Source organism: Nocardioides sp. NPDC000445 (assembly GCF_040300245.1).
In the GTDB taxonomy this organism is placed as follows: domain Bacteria; phylum Actinomycetota; class Actinomycetes; order Propionibacteriales; family Nocardioidaceae; genus Nocardioides.
On sequence record NZ_JBEPDH010000011.1, the window covers coordinates 17,342 to 31,372 of the forward strand.

At 67.9% G+C, this 14,031-nt stretch carries 16 protein-coding genes; 10 read left to right on the forward strand and 6 right to left on the reverse strand.

All coding sequences use genetic code 11. The features are described 5' to 3' along the window. The first annotated feature begins 5 nt into the window (after positions 1-5). Both ABT304_RS15905 and ABT304_RS15910 read left to right on the forward strand, forming a co-directional pair. Positions 6-272, forward strand: a complete 267-nt coding sequence (locus tag ABT304_RS15905) for a metal-sensitive transcriptional regulator (protein WP_008362591.1) — start codon at positions 6-8, stop codon at positions 270-272. A 49-nt stretch (positions 273-321) separates the two neighbouring features. Beyond that, the gene (locus tag ABT304_RS15910; protein ID WP_160025442.1) at positions 322-789 is read left to right on the forward strand and encodes a hotdog fold domain-containing protein; all 468 of its coding nucleotides are present in this window, start codon (positions 322-324) and stop codon (positions 787-789) included. Between the two features lie 79 nt (positions 790-868). Here ABT304_RS15910 and ABT304_RS15915 read toward each other — a convergent pair whose 3' ends face one another. The 4 genes from ABT304_RS15915 to ABT304_RS15930 form a co-directional block, all read right to left on the reverse strand. Next, positions 869-1,783 (reverse strand): amino acid ABC transporter permease, encoded by a 915-nt coding sequence (locus ABT304_RS15915; protein ID WP_350716481.1) that lies wholly within the window; start codon positions 1,781-1,783, stop codon positions 869-871. Beyond that, entirely contained in the window at positions 1,783-2,472 is a 690-nt protein-coding gene (locus ABT304_RS15920; RefSeq protein WP_160025440.1) for an amino acid ABC transporter permease, read from the reverse strand. Before ABT304_RS15920 ends, ABT304_RS15915 begins: the two co-directional genes overlap by 1 nt. A 73-nt stretch (positions 2,473-2,545) precedes the next feature. Then, positions 2,546-3,364 carry a glutamate ABC transporter substrate-binding protein gene (locus ABT304_RS15925; protein WP_350716483.1) on the reverse strand — a complete coding sequence of 273 codons (819 nt, stop codon included), beginning with the start codon at positions 3,362-3,364 and terminating at the stop codon, positions 2,546-2,548. Positions 3,365-3,446: 82 nt separating this feature from the next. Continuing rightward, complete coding sequence (locus ABT304_RS15930) at positions 3,447-4,223, reverse strand: amino acid ABC transporter ATP-binding protein (protein WP_160025438.1); 777 nt, start codon at positions 4,221-4,223, stop codon at positions 3,447-3,449. Between the two features lie 157 nt (positions 4,224-4,380). On the opposite strand from ABT304_RS15930, the gene miaB reads away from it, so the two are divergent. Both miaB and ABT304_RS15940 read left to right on the forward strand, forming a co-directional pair. Continuing rightward, positions 4,381-5,886 (forward strand): tRNA (N6-isopentenyl adenosine(37)-C2)-methylthiotransferase MiaB, encoded by a 1,506-nt coding sequence (gene miaB / locus ABT304_RS15935; protein ID WP_160025437.1) that lies wholly within the window; start codon positions 4,381-4,383, stop codon positions 5,884-5,886. Between the two features lie 107 nt (positions 5,887-5,993). Next, positions 5,994-6,926: a zinc metalloprotease gene (locus tag ABT304_RS15940; protein ID WP_350716484.1), complete on the forward strand. Its 933-nt coding sequence runs from the start codon at positions 5,994-5,996 to the stop codon at positions 6,924-6,926. Between the two features lie 100 nt (positions 6,927-7,026). Here ABT304_RS15940 and ABT304_RS15945 read toward each other — a convergent pair whose 3' ends face one another. Together ABT304_RS15945 and ABT304_RS15950 are read right to left on the reverse strand one after the other, a co-directional pair. After that, a complete protein-coding gene (locus ABT304_RS15945; RefSeq protein WP_350716485.1) occupies positions 7,027-7,473 on the reverse strand; it encodes a hypothetical protein in 447 nt (148 codons plus the stop codon). 257 nt (positions 7,474-7,730) lie between these two features. Then, positions 7,731-7,925, reverse strand: coding sequence for an antitoxin (locus ABT304_RS15950; RefSeq protein WP_350716487.1), 195 nt, complete (start codon positions 7,923-7,925; stop codon positions 7,731-7,733). A gap of 152 nt (positions 7,926-8,077) precedes the next feature. Here ABT304_RS15950 and miaA point away from each other — a divergent pair, with 152 nt between their 5' ends. From miaA to ABT304_RS15980, 6 genes are all read left to right on the forward strand, one after another. Continuing rightward, positions 8,078-8,977 carry a tRNA (adenosine(37)-N6)-dimethylallyltransferase MiaA gene (miaA, locus tag ABT304_RS15955; RefSeq protein WP_350716489.1) on the forward strand — a complete coding sequence of 300 codons (900 nt, stop codon included), beginning with the start codon at positions 8,078-8,080 and terminating at the stop codon, positions 8,975-8,977. Continuing rightward, on the forward strand, positions 8,974-9,897 hold the full coding sequence (locus ABT304_RS15960; RefSeq protein WP_350716491.1) for a helix-turn-helix domain-containing protein: 924 nt from the start codon (positions 8,974-8,976) through the stop codon (positions 9,895-9,897). Before miaA ends, ABT304_RS15960 begins: the two co-directional genes overlap by 4 nt. 52 nt (positions 9,898-9,949) lie before the next feature. After that, on the forward strand, positions 9,950-10,579 hold the full coding sequence (locus tag ABT304_RS15965; RefSeq protein ID WP_350716492.1) for a pyridoxamine 5'-phosphate oxidase family protein: 630 nt from the start codon (positions 9,950-9,952) through the stop codon (positions 10,577-10,579). Beyond that, complete coding sequence (gene dapF, locus ABT304_RS15970; RefSeq protein WP_350716494.1) at positions 10,579-11,430, forward strand: diaminopimelate epimerase; 852 nt, start codon at positions 10,579-10,581, stop codon at positions 11,428-11,430. The genes ABT304_RS15965 and dapF overlap by 1 nt, the downstream gene beginning before the upstream one ends. A 60-nt stretch (positions 11,431-11,490) precedes the next feature. Beyond that, a complete protein-coding gene (locus ABT304_RS15975; RefSeq protein ID WP_091051594.1) occupies positions 11,491-12,267 on the forward strand; it encodes an SDR family NAD(P)-dependent oxidoreductase in 777 nt (258 codons plus the stop codon). A 101-nt stretch (positions 12,268-12,368) separates the two neighbouring features. Further along, entirely contained in the window at positions 12,369-14,000 is a 1,632-nt protein-coding gene (locus ABT304_RS15980; RefSeq protein WP_350716496.1) for a VWA domain-containing protein, read from the forward strand. Positions 14,001-14,031 lie beyond the last annotated feature (31 nt).

The window sequence follows — 14,031 nt, forward strand, 5'->3', positions numbered from 1 at the left end:
ACGACGTGACCGTCCCCCAGCCTCGGGACGCGGAGACGACGAGCGTGGTCAATCGAGTCCGCCGGGCTCAGGGCCAGCTCGGTGGCGTGCTCCGCATGATCGAAGACGGCCGCGAGCTCGCCGATGTGGTCGGCCAGCTCAAGGCAGTGACCCGCGCCCTCGACAAGGCGGCTTTCGCGCTGCTCTCCAACGAGCTGCGCCGCGCGCACGCCGACGGAGATCGCCCGGAGCAGATCGAGGAGCTCGAGAAGGTCTTCCTCTCCCTCTCCTGATCTCGGGCCAGGAGAGGGGAGGAGGTTACCGTCGGGTAACCTGGCTGCCATGAGCCAGCTCTACGACCTCTGGAAGTCCTTCAACCGTGTCCCGGTTGTCGGCAAGCGAGCATTCTCGGTTGCGTTCGCGAAGAAGGCGCCCTACTTCGGGTCCATCCACCCGCTGGTCAACCAGCTGCGACCCAACTACGCCGAGGTCATCGTCCCCAACCGCAGGGGCAACCACAACCACATCGGCACCGTTCACGCCATCGCGCTGTGCAACGGTCTCGAGATGGCCATGGGTGCCCTTGCGGAGGTCACCATCCCGCGCGACAAGCGCTGGATCCCCAAGGGGATGACCGTCTCCTACACCGCCAAGGCCTCCACCGACATCACCTGCATCGCGGAGACCGACCAGGAGCAGTGGGACACCGCCGACGGTGACCTCGCGGTGCGCGTCAAGGGCATCCGTGAGGACGGCACCGTCGCCATCGAGGGCACGATCAACCTCTGGGTGACCCCGAAGAAGAAGTAAGAGCAGTCAGCTCGCGAAGCGAGCACGCAACGGCCCGCTGCCCCGAGGAGGGGCAGCGGGCCGTTGGTCGTCCGGAGTCTCAGGCGCCGGGCCCGGCGCCACCGACGTTGGCAGCGTTCGCCTTCTGAACGAGTTCGGCCTCGGCGGCGACTGGGTCGACAGCGCCGGCGTGACCGACCGGTGCCGCGGTGCGTGCCACACGCCGGGTACGTGCTTCGGCGTAGTTCGCCGCGAGGCCGAGGATCGTGTTGATTGCGATGTAGATCAGCGCCACGACGATCGCCGCAGGGATCAGGTTGTTGTAGTTGCCCTCGATCTTGTTGATCTGGTTGAGCAGTTCGTCGTAGGCGAGGATGTAGCCGAGCGCGGTGTCCTTGAGCAGGACCACGAGCTGGGCGATGATCGCCGGCAACATCGAGCGCACGGCCTGAGGCAGCAGGATCGCACGCATCACCTGCCCGGGCGAGAGCCCGATCGCGACGCCGGCCTCCGACTGCCCCTTCGGCAGAGCGCTGACACCCGCACGGATCACCTCGGCCAGCACGGAGCCGTTGTAGAGCATGAGTCCGAGGACGACCGCCCAGAAGACGCTGGTCTCGAGCCCGAGCGGCTGCTGCATGAAGTAGATGAACATCATCAGCAGCAGCATCGGGATCGCACGGAAGAACTCCACGATCACACCGCTGGGGACGCTGATGATCCGGCTCTGCGAGAGGCGGCCGACTGCGAGGACGAACCCGAATGTGAGCGCGAGCACCGCACCGACGGCGAAAGCGCTCAGCGTGCCGATGAGACCAGGGATGAGGAAGTTCTCCCAGACCGGCGCCTCGAGGAATGGCTTCCACTTCTCGGCGTCCCACTGTCCGGTTTCGTCGAACTTGGAGTAGACGAACCAGGCCGCCCAGGCCAGGACCACGAGGGCGATGGCCGAGTAGACCCAGTTGAGTGCCTTGCCGCGGGGTCCGGGGGCGTCGTACAGAACTGAGGCGCTCATTATCGGATCACCGCGAATCGCTTGGCGGCCCAGCCGGCGATGAAGCCGATGGGCAGGGTCAGGATCATGAAGCCCACCGCGAAGATGATGAAGATCAGCAGGATCTGGTCGGAGTTGCGCTCCATCAGCGACTTCATCTGCCCTGACGCCTCGTTGACCATGGTGGCGGTGGTGACACCGATGGTGACGGCGACCGTCGTGTTCTTGGTCATCGCGATCAGTACGCTGGCGAGCGGGTTGATCACCGACCTCAACGCTTGGGGAAGGACGATCAGGCGAAGGTTCTGGGTGAAGGTCAGTCCGATCGCGCGCGCCGCCTCGGCCTGTCCGAGCGGCACCGTGTTGATGCCCGAGCGCAGCACCTCACACACGAAGGTCGAGGTGTAGACGCTGAGCGCGAGAACCGCCAGCCAGAAGTTGTTGCGGTAGATCAGCTCCTCGTTGAAGTTGAGGCCGAGTTGATAGCTCAGTCCGAAGAGCGTGAAGAACATGACCAGGGTCAGTGGCGTGTTGCGGAACGTGTAGACGACGGCCGAGCCGATCCAGCGCAGCACGGGAACCGGTGAAACCCGGAACGTCGCGAGCACCACGCCGAGCAGCAGCGAGAAGATGCCGCTGAAGAAGGCGAGTCTCAAGGTCAGCCCGAACGAGGTCAGGATGGCTGACCCGCTCTCGGAGATGAGGTCCATTGGTCCTTCCAAATTTCTTGCGCTGGACGCGGCGACGGGGCAGGGGAGCAGACTCCCCTGCCCCGCGGGTGCCTCAGTAGCGGTCGACGGCCGGCGGCTCCGGCAGCTCGTAGCCGGACTCACCGAGGTTGTCGTTGAACGCCTCTTCCCACGAACCGTCCTCGAAGGACTTCTCGATCAGGTCGTTGATCTTGTCGCGGTCCTTGCTGCCCTTGGGCAGACCCACGCCGTAGTTCTCCTCGGAGAACGGCGCACCGACGATCTTGAACTTGCCCGGGTCCTGCTGGGCGTAGCCCGCCAGGATGATGTCGTCGGTGGTCATCGCGTCGAGCTGGCCGCCCTCGATCGCGGTGACGCACTTGCTGTAGGTGTCGAACTCCTGCAGCTGGACGCCCTTGGCGTACTCGTCCTTGACCTTCTGGGCCGAGGTCGAGCCGGTCACCGAGCAGAGCTTCTTGCCGTCGAGCGTGTCGGGGCCGGTGATGTCGGTGTTGTCGGCGGCGACCAGGAGGTCCTGGCCGGCGATGTAGTACGGGCCGGCGAAGTCGACCTCGGCCTTGCGCTCGTCGGTGATCGAGTACGTCGCCAGGATCATGTCGACGGTGCCGTCCTTGAGGAACGTCTCGCGGTTGGCGGAGACGGCCTCGACCCACTCGATCTGGTCGTCGTCGTAACCGAGACCCTCGGCGATGTACTCCGCCATGTCGACGTCGAAGCCGGAGTAGTCACCGTCGGCCTCCTTGAAGCCGAGGCCCGGCTGGTCGAACTTGATGCCGATCTTGATCTTGTCGCCGCCGGCGTCGGAGCCGGTGTCGTCGCTACCACCACAGGCAGCGAGCGAGCCCGTGAGCGCGAGAGCGCCCAGGGTCGCGGCGATCTTCGTGAACTTCATCGTTTCCACCTTCTGGAATTCTGGAATTGAGGGTTGGTGCGGTGCAGGGTTCGCGAGCTCGGGGCTCACCCGAGACGTACGTTCAGTGCTTGAGGATCTTGCCGAGGAAGTCCTTGGCGCGCTCGGACTGCGGGTTGTCGAAGAACTCGGCCGGGGTGTTGGACTCGACGATCTGGCCGTCGGCCATGAAGACGACCCGGTCGGCGGCGACGCGGGCGAAGCCCATCTCGTGGGTGACCACGATCATCGTCATGCCCTCCTTGGCGAGGCTGACCATGACGTCGAGCACCTCCTTGACCATCTCCGGGTCGAGCGCGGAGGTGGGCTCGTCGAAGAGCATCACCTGCGGCTTCATCGCCAGCGCCCGGGCGATGGCGACGCGCTGCTGCTGGCCACCGGAGAGCTGCGCAGGGTACTTGCTCGCCTGGACGCCCACGCCGACGCGGTCGAGCAGCTTCTTGGCCTCGGCCTCAGCCTCCGCCTTCTTCAGCTTGCGCACCTTCATCGGGCCCAGCGTGACGTTCTGCAGGATCGTCTTGTGCGCGAAGAGGTTGAAGCTCTGGAAGACCATCCCGACCTCGGCGCGCAGCTTGGCCAGGCCCTTGCCCTCCGCGGGCAGCTCCTTGCCGTCGAGCTTGATCGTGCCCGAGTCGATCGTCTCCAGGCGGTTGATCGCGCGGCAGAGAGTCGACTTCCCCGAGCCCGACGGCCCGATCACCACGACGACCTCGCCACGCTTGATCTCCAGGTTGATGTCCTGGAGAACGTGCAGGTCGCCGTAGTGCTTGTCGACATGGTCAAGAACCACCAAAGCGTCTCCCGAAGGTGCGCCGGCGGGTTCGGTGTCAAGCACGGTCATGCCGCAGACCTAACCACATCCTGCATTGCACATCTATGACTTGGCCCCCGGGATCGGTTACAACCAGATAACCAACAAGACTGGGTACGCCCGTTGGGTCGCCCATCCGCGCTGGATTCCTCGACGCGGCCCCTGCGGTCGTACGCTTGAAGGCGCTATGACTACGTCGATCGCCTCTGGCTCCGCTTCGGCGGTGCGCACCTACGAAGTCCGCACCTATGGGTGCCAGATGAACGTCCACGACTCCGAGCGCCTCTCCGGGCTGCTGGAGGATGCCGGCTATCTGAAGGCGACCGAGGGCACGCAGGCCGACGTGGTCGTCTTCAACACCTGCGCGGTCCGGGAGAACGCCGACAACAAGCTCTACGGCAATCTCTCCCACCTGGCCCCGATCAAGCAGGCCAACCCCGACCTCCAGATCGCCGTCGGCGGGTGCCTCGCGCAGAAGGACCGTGCGACGATCACCGAGAAGGCGCCGTACGTCGACGTGGTGTTCGGGACGCACAACATCGGCTCGCTCCCGGTGCTGCTCGAGCGGGCCCGGGTGCAGGAGGAGGCCCAGGTCGAGATCCTGGAGTCCCTCGAGGTCTTCCCGTCCACGCTGCCGACGAAGCGCGAGTCGGCGTATGCCGCCTGGGTGTCGGTGAGCGTTGGCTGCAACAACACCTGCACGTTCTGCATCGTCCCGAGCCTGCGCGGCAAGGAGAAGGACCGGCGGCCGGGCGAGATCCTCGCCGAGATCGAGGCGCTGGTCGCCGAAGGTGTCACCGAGGTGACCCTGCTGGGCCAGAACGTCAACGCCTACGGCGTCGAGTTCGGCGACCGGCAGGCCTTCTCGAAGCTGCTGCGCGCCTGCGGCGAGATCGAGGGACTGGAGCGGGTCCGGTTCACCAGCCCGCACCCGGCCGAGTTCACCGACGACGTCATCGAGGCGATGGCCGAGACGCCCAACGTGATGCCGTCGCTGCACATGCCGCTGCAGTCGGGCTCCGACCGCGTGCTCAAGGCGATGCGCCGCTCCTACCGGTCGACCAAGTTCCTCGGCATCATCGAGCGCGTCCGGGCGGCGATCCCGCACGCGGCGATCACCACCGACATCATCGTCGGCTTCCCGGGGGAGACCGAGGAGGACTTCCAGGCCACCCTCGACGTGGTCCGTGAGTCGCGCTTCGCCTCCGCCTTCACGTTCCAGTACTCCAAGCGTCCCGGCACCCCCGCCGCGGATCTCCCCGACCAGATCTCGCCGGAGGTCGTGAAGGACCGCTACGGCCGGCTCGTCGACCTCGTCAACGAGATCGCCTACGAGGAGAACAAGAAGAACGTCGGACGTACGCTCGAGCTGATGGTCGCCGAGGGCGAGGGTCGCAAGGACGCCGAGACCCACCGGCTCTCCGGTCGCGCTCCCGACAACCGACTCGTCCACTTCAACGCTGCCGGGGCCGAGGGCGTACGTCCTGGCGACATGGTGAAGGTCGAGATCACCTACGCGGCTCCGCACCACCTGGTCGCCGACAACCCCGTGCTCGAGGTACGCCGCACCCGTTCCGGCGACGCCTGGGAGGCGCGTCAGGGCCGCCCCGAGCCCGAAGCCGCGTCGGTCGGGCTGGGGATGCCGTCGGTCGGCGTACCCGCTCCGCTGCCGGCTGCGCCGGCGTGCGGCTGATCGTTCGGTCGGTTGTTACCTCAACAGCAAATTCTACGTAAGACCGTTCCCCCTGAGGGTATTCCTGCTCTAGCCTGAGGCAACTTGTCTCAGGAAGGGATACCCCCATGTCGATTCCCAAGCTGGTCAACAGAGCAGCGGCGATGGGCGCACTCGGTGTTCTCGTGGCCTCGGGCCTGGCCGCCGCGGCCCCCGCGGGCGCCATGCAGGCGTCCGCAGGAGGAGATGCCTGCTTCGACCCGCACGAGGTCGGCGCCGCCCGCGTCGCCGAAGGGGCCAAGCAGGTCCGCGACACGAACCATCTGACCGCGAAGCAGGCCGAGGCCAAAGAGAAGGCCCTCTCCAGCGCGCTGGCCGCGCAGGGGAAGAAGGGCGGCACCGCCAACCTCGCCGCGACGACCATCCCGACCTACATCCACGTCATCCAGGAGGACGCCACCACCGGCGTCGTTCCGCAGGCGAACATCGACGCCCAGATCGACGTGCTCAACGCGGCGTACGCCGGCACGCCGTTCTCCTTCGACGTGGTCGGCCAGGAGACCACGATCAACCCGGCCTGGTACCCGATCATCTCGGGCTCGGCCGGCGAGCGGGACATGAAGACGGCCCTGCGCCAGGGCGGCGACAACGCGCTCAACGTCTACATCGGCGAGATCGACGACGGCCTGCTCGGCTGGGCGACCTTCCCGACCAAGAACATCGGGTCGCAGGACGGCGTGGTCATCCTCGGCGAGTCGCTGCCGGGCGGCTCGGCGGCGCCGTACGACGAGGGCGACACGGCCACGCACGAGGTCGGCCACTGGCTGCACCTCTACCACACCTTCCAGGGTGGCTGCCGTGGCAAGGGTGACCAGGTCGCCGACACCCCGGCCGAGGCCGCGCCGGCCTTCGGCTGCCCGGAGGGCTCCGACACCTGCACGGCTCCGGGTCTCGACCCGATCCACAACTTCATGGACTACACCGAGGACGCGTGCATGGACGAGTTCACGCCGGGTCAGGTGCAGCGCATGATCGACGGATGGGTGGCGTACCGCGCCTGATCGTTGCTCACCGATCTCTCCATGAGATCTAGGTGAGATGCACCGAGCGCCGGGTCCCTTGCGGGCCCGGCGCTCGTTGCGTGTGATCAGCAGAGCTGGATCAGAACTGCGACTGGCTCTGCTCGCCGCCGAAGCCGCCCTCGTTCGAGCCCTCGTCGGAGCCGTACGACGAGCCCTCGGACTGCTCCTGGCCGCCGCCGAAGCCGCCCTCGCTCTGGCCACCCTCGGAGCCGTAGGAGGAGCCCTCGTTGGACTCCTGGCCGCCGAAGCCACCCTCGGACTGCTCGCCGCCACCGTAGGAGCTGCCCTGGTCGGACTGCTCGCCGTAGGAGGAACCGCCCTCGTTCGAGCCGTAGGAGGAGCCCTCGGACTGCTCCTGGCCGCCGCCGAAGCCGTCCTCGCTCTGGCCACCCTCCTGGCCGCCGAAGTCACCCTCGTTGGACGACTCGGAGCCGTAGGAGGAGCCCTCGCTGGACTCCTGGCCGCCGAAGCCGCCCTCCTGGCCGTAGTTCTGCTGCTCGTCGCTGTTGCCGTAGTTCTCAGACATATTGGTCCACACTTCCGAGTAGTTGTGATTGGACCGGAATCGAACGTGCACCGCACGCTCGCCCCCCGGCTGCCTCATTCGTGAGACGAGAATGAGACGGTCTCGACCGTTCCATGTGACGGCACAAGTCGCAACAGGTTCGTAACAGTGTTTTGAAAATCGACACGTAAAAAGTCAGTTGGGTGTAACGGGACAGAAACGCGAAGCGGGGAGCAACCCGGTCTGGGTCGCTCCCCGCCTCGAGGCGTGTGAATGGCTCAGTTGCCGCCGTCCAGCTTCTCTGCTTCGTTCTTCGCTGTCTCGACGCCCTGGTCGATCTGGTCGCTGAACTTGCCACCGGTCTTCTCGTCGGCGAACTCGCTGGCCTTGTCCAAGCCCTCGCCGACCTTGTCGGCGCCGATCTTGTCGATGCCCTGCTGGGCGAGGTCCTTTGCCTTGTCCAAGAAGCTCATGCTTCCCCCTCTTGATCGGTGGCTCCCCGTATGAGCCAACTTGCGGCCAGACTAACTGCATGGAGTACGACAGCAACAGGGGGACACGCGGCCCTGATGGGTCATCCGGGCTACGCGACTTGGGATCTATTGCCCTATCCGGCGCCCCGATCGTGGCCGTCGTCGGAGCTACCGCCGCAGGGAAGACGTCGCTCTCCCTCGACCTCGCCGAGACCCTCGACGGCGAGATCATCAACACCGACGCGATGCAGGTCTACCGCGGTATGGACATCGGGACGGCGAAGCTGCCGGTCGCGGAGCGGCGCGGGATCCCGCACCATCTGCTCGACCTCCTCGACATCGCCGAACCGGCCTCCGTCGCCGACTTCCAGGCGCTGGCGCGCGAGGAGATCGCGACGCTTCGCAAGGCTGGGAAGACACCCGTGCTGGTCGGCGGCAGCGCCCTCTACACGCGAGCGATCCTGGACCGGTTCGAGTTCCCCGGGACCTCGAACGAGGTGCGTGAGCGTCTGGAGAAGGAGCTCGAAACCGCAGGTGAGAAGGCACTTCACGACCGTCTGCGAGCCTTGGACCCGGTCGCGGCCGAGCGGATCGAGATCGACAACGGCCGCCGTGTCGTACGCGCGCTGGAGGTCATCGAGCTGACCGGCGAGCCGTTCAGCGCACGACTGCCCGAGCAGGTCTACCACGACCCGGCCTCCGTCCAGATCGGCGTCGACATCTCCCGGGAAGCCCTGGACGTACGCATCCGGCAGCGGGTCTCGGAGATGTTCGAGTCCGGCTTCGTCGACGAGGTCGCGCGGCTACTGGAGGCGGGTCTGGGGCGGTCGAGGACCGCGTCGAAGGCCATCGGCTACAAGGAGGTCGCCGCCTATCTCGCGGGGGAGACGACGCTGGAGGAGGCCATGGAGAGAACGGCCATCAAGACCAGGCAGTTCGCACGCCGGCAGGACGCCTGGTTCCGCAAGGATCCGCGGGTCGTGTGGGTCGCGTACGACGATCCGTCCCGCCTGGAGAAGGCCGTCGCGGCGGTGCGGGCGGTGGCGTCGTGAGTGAGCGGGACCGGCTGAGGGAGCTGCTGGACGCGGTGCTCGACGGGGCCGACGCCGGAGAGCCGCGCACGCTGGCGCAGATGGCCGGCGAGGCGTACACCTCGCCCTATCACTTCAACCGGCTGCTCTCCCGGGGTGCGGGCGAGCCGCCGGTGGCGATGCGGCGGCGGGTGATGCTGGAGCGCGCCGCGTGGCAGCTGCAGCACGGTGGCACGGTGACCGATGCCGCCTGGGCCGCCGGCTACGAGTCGGTGGAGGGCTTCTCGCGGGCCTATGCGAAGGCCTTCGGGCACCCGCCGAGCACCGCGGCGGTCAGCCACTGGCTGCCGGCGCCGAACGGGATCCACTTCCATCCGCCGGAGTCGTTGTGGGTCGACTCCCAGGAGCGGGTGCTCTCTCCGCTCACCGAGCAGCTCGTCATGCACGACCTCGACGACACCAGAGCATTGCTCGACCTCGCCAAGGGCCTGCCCGCGGAGGTGCTCACCCAGGTGCGGCTGGCCGGCCACGCGGTGCTGGAGTGGGACGGCCCGGAGGAGTCGCTCGCGCAGGTCCTGGAGGCGACGGTGTGGGCCAAGGAGTGCTGGGTGGCCTCGATCGAGGGCCTCGCGATGCCGGTCCGGAGCCGCACGGACTCGGTCGTCGCGCTGGTCGAGCGGCACGAGGCCGTGGCCGCGCGGTGGTTGGCGGTCGTACGCGACATCGAGCGGCGCGGGGCCTGGGAGGACCGGCTCATCGACGCCCTGTGCGAGCCGCCGGAGAGCTTCCAGATCGGGTCGGTGGTCGCCCACGTCCTGACGTACGCAGCCCATCGCCGTCTGCTGGTCCGGATGATGCTCCGGATGGCCGGTGTCGAGGTCGACCGGGGCGACCCGATCGAGTGGCTGCGGGCTCGCCGGGGCGAGGTGCCGACGGTCTGAGCGACGGGCGAAATGATTCGGCCGCCCGCGCCCCGCCTCGTACGCTGAGGCCGTGACCCCTACCTGGACTGAGATCAGCACGCTCGAGGAGCTCGTCGACCTGGTCGGCGTGCCGAACGAGCGGGCGGTGACCAAGGGGCGTCCGGCGCTCCTCGACATCGACAGGCAGTGGCTCGCCGCGACGCCGTTCTGCGTGCTCGCGACCTCGGATGCCGACGGCAACTGCGACGCCTCGCCGAAGGGCGACCCGGCCGGGTCGCTGGTGCACGTCATCGACGACACGACGATCGCGATCGCGGAGCGTCCGGGCAACAAGCGGGTCGACGGCTACCGCAACGTCCTCGCCAACCCGCACGTCGGGCTCAACTTCCTGATCCCGGGCCGCGGCGACACGCTGCGGATCAACGGCCGTGCCCGGCTGGTCTCGGACGCACCGTTCTTCGACGAGATGGTCGTCAAGGGCAAGCGGCCGATCCTCGCCCTGGTCGTCGACATCGACGACATCTTCTTCCACTGCGCGAAGGCGTTCCTGCGCTCGGGCCTGTGGGACCCGGAGACCTGGGACCCCGACCACCTCCCCAAGCGTGCGGTCATCGCCAAGCAGGTCGAGAACGACCCGCGTACGCTGGCGGAGATGGAGGACTACTACCGCACCGACACCTACTCGAAGCACCTTTACTGATGACCTACACGTTCCTCAAGGGCCACGGCACGGAGAACGACTTCGTGCTGCTGCCGGACGTCGACGGGTCGGTGCATGGTGCGCTCTCCGACGAGGAGATGGCCGACCGGGTCCGGGCGCTGTGCGACCGCAGGGCCGGCATCGGCGGCGACGGGATCCTGCGGGTGATCCGGACGGCCGCCTACACCGGTGAGGACCGTCCGGTCAGCGACGCCGAGTGGTTCATGGACTACCGCAACGCCGACGGCACCCGAGCCGAGATGTGCGGCAACGGCACCCGGGTCTTCGCGGAGTATCTGCGCTCCGTCGGGCTCGCCGGCGACGAGGTCACCTTCGCGACCCGCGCCGGCGACAAAATCCTCCGCGCGTCCGGAGACGTCTGGACCGCCGACCTGGGCTCGCCGAAGCTGCTCGGGTCGACCCAGGTCACCGTCGCCCACCACTTCTGGTCGGCCTGCAACGTCGACATGGGAAACCCGCACGCTGCCGCCGAGGTCGAGTCGATCGACCCCCACGGCCCCGTCGGTGACCTCTACGACTCCCCGATCTTCGACGAGGCGGTCTATCCGCACGGGGTGAACGTGGAGTTCTTCGCACGCGTCGCCGAGCGTCACGTCGCCATGCGGGTCTTCGAGCGCGGCGCGGGCGAGACCCGCTCGTGCGGCACCGGAGCCTGCGCGGTGATGGTCGCGGCGGCTGAGGCCGACGGTCTCGCGATCGCGCGCGATGCTGATGTGACGTACCGGGTCGATGTCCCCGGCGGCACGCTCCACGTCACCTGGACGACCGACGACCGGGTGCTGCTCACCGGGCCGGCGGTTCTGATCGCCGAGGGCACCACCGCGCTCTGACTGCGAGACGGTTAACGGGTATTCACCATCGCGAGGGTTCTCACGTCTATGGTGCTGCCCATGGAGTTGACTGATAGCACAGCGATCGTGACCGGTGCGGCCAGCGGGATCGGGGCGGCGACCGCCCGGGCGCTGGCGGCCAAGGGTGCGACGGTGATCGTCGCGGACATGCAGAAGGACAAGGGCGAGGCCCTTGCGGAGGAGATCAAGGGCCTGTTCGTGCCCGTCGATGTCACCGACACCGACCAGATCACCAACGCCGTGGAGCGGGCCGTGGAGATCGCGCCGCTGAAGGCGGTGGTCAACTCGGCCGGGATCGGGTGGGCGCAGCGCACCATCGGCCGCGACGGCCAGATCGGGTCGGCGCACGACCTGGACGCGTACAAGAAGGTCATCGCGATCAACCTGATCGGCACCTTCGACATGTGCCGCCAGGCCGCGACCTACATCAGCCGCAACGAGCCCGACGCCAACGGGCAGCGTGGCGCGATCGTCAACCTGGCCAGCGTGGCGGCCTTCGACGGCCAGATCGGGCAGGTGTCCTACTCCTCGTCCAAGGGCGGCGTCGTCGGCCTCACCCTCCCGCTCGCGCGCGACCTCGCCGCGGTCGGCATCCGCGTCAACACCGTCGCTCCGGGGCTGATCGACACCCCGATCTACGGCGAGGGCCCGGAGTCGGAGGCGTTCAAGGCCAAGCTCGGCGAGAGCGTGCTGTTCCCGCACCGGCTCGGTGAGCCGGCAGAGCTGGCCAGCATGGTCGTGGAGTGTCTGACCAACGACTACATGAACGGCGAGACGATCCGCGTCGACGGTGGCATCCGGATGCCACCGAAGTAACTGGACGCAAGAAGTACCCCGACGGCTGGCGCACCGCTAATGTGTGCGCCAGCCGCGGACCGTTTCAGACCGCTCCGCGGATGTCGGAGCAAGGAGTTCGCATGTCCGATAAGGCGGACACCAGTACGTCGAAGGCGCTCGCGATCATCGGGCCCGACGAGCCCTCGGGGTCGGCCGGACCGGGCGAGCCCCCGCGCGAGTCACGCCTGACGCGGGAGACGATCGGGGTGATCGCCGGTGCGGCCGGTGTACTGGCCGTGTGCCTGATCGCGACCGCGCTGGTCGCCAACGGCAACGCGGACTCGACCGACGACCGGACCTGTCTCGGCCCGGACATGACGGTCGCGGTGGCTCCCGAGGCGGCGACCGTCGTAGGCAACATCCTCGAGGACGCCGGCTGCGGCCAGATCGAGGTGGAGGCTACCAAGGCCGACCAGGTCCTCCAGCCGCTCGCCCTCGACGGCGATCTTCCCGATGTGTGGATCCCTGACTCCTCGGTCTGGCTGGACCGGATCGACCCGGCCGTCGAGCCGGTGACGCTGCGGGCCTCGATGGCCTCCTCGCCGGTGGTGCTCGTCTCCGGCGACGGGCTCACCCGCACCTCCTACGCCGAGGCCTTCGCCGAGGACGACCTGCTGATGGGCGACCCCCAGCGGATGATGAGCGCGCTCGGCACGGCCGTCGCGAGCCGGGGGAAGCCCCAGAGCGAGGCCAAGCTGGAGCCGTACGCAGAGCGGCTCGCCTCCGGCGTCGAGGGCGCCGGGCCGACCGACTCGGCACGCCTGGCCGAGCTGCAGACGGTCATGAGCGGAGTGACCGCGACCAGCGAACAGCAGTGGTCGACGTACGCGCCGTCGCTGAAGGCCAGTGCCCCGAAGGAGGGCACGGTGGTCCTCGACTACCCGGTCCTGATCACCGCCGACGCCTCGCGCCGCAACTCGATCGCCGCCTCGATCACCAGCTTCGCCAGGGTGCTCGACAGCGGTGCCGCCGACACCGCGCTGACCCAGGCCGGGTTCCGCACCACCGGAGCCGGCAAGCCGGCGCCCAACGTGGGCGCCTACACCCGCGTCGACTCGGCCGCGGTGGCGGAGACAGCCGCGGAGTGGAACGCGAGGCTTCGGCCGACCCGGGCGATCGCGGTCATGGACGTCTCCGGCTCGATGGCCTGGCCGGCCGCTCCCGACAGTGCCACCACCCGCCTCCAGCTCACCCAGGAGGCGGCCTCGGAGGCCGTCGGTCTCCTTCCCGGCAGCGCCGCGCTCGGGCTCTGGGCCTTTTCCGAGAAGACCGAGGGCACGCTGGGCGCGGACCACAAGGTGCTCGTCCCCACCCGTCAGCTGGCCTCGAAGGACCAGCGCGCTCAGCTGACCGAGGAGATCGCCGCTCTCACCGAGCGCACCGGTGGCGGCACCTCCCTGCACGACACCGCCCTGGCGGCCTACCAGGCCGCGGTCGCCTCCTATGACCCGCTGGCCTCCAACGACGTGCTCCTGTTCACCGACGGCACCAACGACGACCCCGACTCGATGGACGTGGCAGAGCTCGTACGCCAGCTCGAGGCTGCCTCCGACCCACGGCGACCGGTCCGCGTCCTGGGGATCGGTATCACCGCCGATGCCGACCTCGGCACGCTGCAGGCGATCGCCGATGCGACCGGCGGGGCGGCGTACGTCGCCGAGCGGCCGGAGGACGTCGGAACCGTTCTGCGAGAGGCCCTGGAGCAGCGCTGAGGCGCGCTCTTGGATAAGCATTGTCCCCCGG